Source organism: Paracoccus sp. (in: a-proteobacteria) (assembly GCF_046289755.1).
In the GTDB taxonomy this organism is placed as follows: Bacteria; Pseudomonadota; Alphaproteobacteria; order Rhodobacterales; family Rhodobacteraceae; genus Paracoccus.
The window spans coordinates 1-3850 of the sequence record NZ_JBKBVD010000100.1 but is presented as its reverse complement, the minus strand read 5'-3'; the positions used below and the strand labels follow the sequence as shown (position 1 = coordinate 3850).

Annotated in this window: 2 protein-coding genes and 1 tRNA gene; 2 read left to right on the top strand and 1 reads right to left on the bottom strand. The window is 65.4% G+C overall.

Annotated elements, in window-relative coordinates:
- Nucleotides 1-623: 623 nt before the first annotated feature.
- Nucleotides 624-713: transfer RNA gene (locus ACK41U_RS19065), tRNA-Ser, on the bottom strand.
- 1236 nt (nt 714-1949) lie between these two features.
- Here ACK41U_RS19065 and fni point away from each other — a divergent pair.
- Together fni and ACK41U_RS19055 are read left to right on the top strand one after the other, a co-directional pair.
- Entirely contained in the window at nt 1950-3032 is a 1083-nt protein-coding gene (gene fni / locus ACK41U_RS19060) for a type 2 isopentenyl-diphosphate Delta-isomerase (protein ID WP_409683785.1), read from the top strand.
- A gap of 31 nt (nt 3033-3063) precedes the next feature.
- Nucleotides 3064-3807, top strand: a complete 744-nt coding sequence (locus ACK41U_RS19055) for a fatty acid desaturase (protein ID WP_409683782.1) — start codon at nt 3064-3066, stop codon at nt 3805-3807.
- Nucleotides 3808-3850 lie beyond the last annotated feature (43 nt).

Genomic DNA, 3850 nt, shown 5'->3' with positions numbered 1-3850 from the left:
TGTATTGCAGCTCTGACGGCGTGCGTGGTCGTGGCGCTTCCATGACGAACCTGTCCCATAGGGCATCCCTCCATTCCTTTGAAAGGATCTCACCATCAAACCGTGGGATCAAACACATAGGATGCGGGGATGCAGGCCAGTCTGCCTTGCCGAAGACCAATCCCTGCGCCAGCGGGCAGCAGCGCTCTGGAGCAACTTCGTGGGGTCCGGTCCCGACGTGGCAGGACATGCCGATGTGGTGCTCGTCCTGACACCGCAATGCCTCCGGGCGCTCGCGACCCCGGGGACCCAAAGCTTGGAGCGGATCGCGACGCTGTCGGCACGAAACCCTGAGATCATGGTCGCGGCCTTCCTGACGCAGAGTGGCGAGCCGCGCTTGTTGTCGATGGGCCAACTCAGGAACTTTGTGCAAACAAGGTTGAAAGAGGAGAGCGTTGCTGTGGAAGTGGATCTCTCAGGTGAGAACGCACATCTCGGTCCTGACTTTCACTAGCCGGTCCGGACACTTATCTGTAGCCGGGAACGATCAGGAGTCCACGAAGATGCAATGCTACCCCGATCGCTACCCCGCGGCCGGCCGAGACCAGAAACTACTGTAATATGAACAGACTGGAAAATGGCAGTGGCGGAGACGAAGGGATTCGAACCCTCGAGACCCTTTCGGGCCTGCACCCTTAGCAGGGGTGTGCCTTCGACCACTCGGCCACATCTCCGCCGCCTCGTATATGGATGTCGGGAAGAGGGGGCAAGGGCTTTTCTGGACATCTTTCGAGGGTAATCAAAGGTCGCCTCGTTGAGCAGGATCTGCAGTGGCCGAGGCTCAGGATGCGGCACCGGATCCAAGCGGAACGTGAGGGGACCATGGCCACCATTCTGAAGAATACGAGACGTGGAAAATTTCCGTAGCGACGTGCCTAAGCTTGGGTCGGGTCCGTGGACACGGAATTGGCTTCCTTATCAACTCAGTCGGCGGCCTTTTCAGATGGCCCCGCTACGCTTGAGCTGACCGTGGGTGTTGAGCCGGTCTCCCCATGCTAAGTCCTGATCCTCCCCGGCAACGGAGGCGAAATGGTATGCCATGGCGCAGGACTGCAATGTCGGGCAGCGTTTTGTCAGCCCCGGTCCGGACACATCACCGTCACCCACCCCGTCCAGGGGGCCTTGCTGCATACGGCTGTCGGCACATCGTCAGGTGGTCACTGGCTTCGACCGCCTGTGCCAACACACCTTCATCTGTGCATGGCTGACGACAGAACGCCGAAGGTTCGAAAAACTCACGGAGCGGAGGTTACCCCCAGCATACCGCCTCTGCCGAGACGATATCCTGGGTCCGCGCTACTCCGGCGACACTGGCGATCTTTCGTTCACAAACCGAAAGGGACCATTCCCGCAACACGCAAATCACTGGGTATTCAGGATACGGCACGCAAGCCAAGCAGCGCGTCCTGGATAATCAGACGCCGCCTGGCGACCCGCGACAAACCTGTCCCGGTCGGGAGACTCATCGCTCTGATCAGAGCGCGACATCCAAGACCTGGCAGACCTGCGCACAAGCCCGGCCCGCTTGGCAGCCGTTGCCGGTGGCAGGCAGGCATCCGGCACGCCGACAAAGAGATCTGCGAAGGCACATCGCCGCATCTACCGCCGATGAAGGAAAGGCCCTCTGCGGGACAGCAATGGCACGGCCCCGGCGGGGCATCGCCGCGCCCGTCCCTTGTCAACGCCGACGGACCTGCCCGGCTGCGCTGTCCAGAACCGACCGCACGACGCGGGCAGCCATGTCAGGTCAACCTAATCATCATGTTGCCCCGGTCGTGCCGCGCCAAGTCGTCGGTGGAACGTCACGAACCCCACGCACTGCGGGACGCGACAGTTGGTCCCGTTGCGCCGGGGGTGGAAGGCGGGCCGGTTTCGCATGATAGTGGGACCATACAAACGGATGGCAGGGCATGACGGACATCTCTCGGCGCAAATCGGATCATCTGCGCATCGTGACCGAGGGGCGGGGCGCGCAGCACCGGCTGGACAGCGGCTTTGACCAGGTCCGCTTTCTGCATCACGCCCTGCCCGAGCTGGACATGGCGACCATAGACTGCGGCACGCGGTTCCTGGGCCGCAGCCTGGACGCGCCGCTGCTGATCTCGGCCATGACCGGAGGCCCGGACGAGGCGGAGCGCATCAACCTGCACATCGCCGAGGCCTGCGCGCATCACCGCATCGCCCTGTCGGTCGGCTCTCAGCGAATCGCGGTCGAGGCGGGCGGCAATGGCGGCCTGGGCGCCAGCCTGCGGGCGCGAGCCCCCGACATCCCCATCCTGGGCAATATCGGCGCGGTCCAGCTGAACTATGGCTTTGATCTGGCGCAGGTGCAGCGGGCGGTGGACATGATCGGGGCCGATGCGCTGATCCTGCATCTGAACCCGCTGCAGGAGGCGATCCAGGACGGCGGCGACCGCGATTTCTCGGGCCTTCTGGCGCGGATCGAGGCGCTGGCGGCCGCCCTGCCCGTCCCCCTGGGCGTCAAGGAGGTCGGCGCGGGCCTCTCTGCCCCTCTGGCCCGGCGGCTGCTGGAGGCGGGCGTCACCATCCTGGACGTCGCGGGTGTCGGCGGCACCAGCTGGGCGCGGGTCGAGGCCGAGCGCGGCCCCAACCGCCTGCGCGCGCTGGCGGCCCCCTTCCACGACTGGGGCATTCCCACGACCGACGCGCTGCGCGCCATCGCGCCGATGATGGGCGCGGGCCAGGTCCTGATCGGGTCGGGCGGCGTGCGGCACGGGCTGGACGCGGCGCGCGCGATCAGGCTGGGGGCCGATCTGGCCGGACAGGCCGCCCGCGCCCTGCCCGCCGCCCGCGACAGCGCCGAGGCGCTGGCCGAGCATCTGTCCGATGTCATCGCCCAGCTGCGCATCGCGATGTTCTGCACCGGCTCGGCCGATCTGGCCGCCCTGCGCCGCGCGCCTTTGCTGGAGGCGGGTCCGGGCGGCCAATGGTCGCAAGCATCGGGGATGGAAACCGGCGGCGCGGGGCTGTAGCCTGCGGCCAATGCCGGACCAGGGGATCATGATGACCGACCACGCCCTGCCCAAGGCCGATCTGACGGCCACCAGCCTGACCGTCTCCGGCGCCATCATCCTGGCCTGGCTGGGGCTGCATGTCCACGCGCTGTGGTTTCTGGACGCGGTGGCCCATCCGGTTCTGGCGGCGGTGAATTTCCTCGCGCTGACCTGGCTGTCGGTGGGGCTGTTCATCATCGCCCATGATGCGATGCACGGATCGGTCGTGCCGGGCCGACCCCGCGCCAATGCGGCGATGGGACAGCTGGTCCTGTGGCTTTATGCCGGGTTCTCGTGGCGCAAGATGATCGTCAAGCACATGGCCCACCACCGCCATGCGGGCACCGATGACGACCCCGATTTCGACCATGGCGGCCCTGTGCGCTGGTATGGGCGGTTCATCGCGACCTATTTCGGCTGGCGCGAGGGGCTGCTGCTGCCGGTCATCGTGACCACCTATGCGCTTATCCTGGGCGATCGCTGGATGTATGTCGTGTTCTGGCCGCTGCCGTCGATCCTGGCCTCGGTGCAGTTGTTCGTGTTCGGCACCTGGCTGCCGCACCGTCCGGGCCATGATGTCTTTCCCGACCGCCACAATGCGCGCTCGTCACGGATCAGCGACCCTGTGTCGCTGCTGACCTGCTTTCACTTTGGCGGTTATCATCACGAACATCACCTGTATCCCACCGTGCCGTGGTGGCGCCTGCCCCGCACCCGCGCCAAGGCGACCCAGAAGAAAGGGACCCGCGCATGACCAATTTCCTGATCGTCGTCGCCACCGTGCTGGTGATGGAACT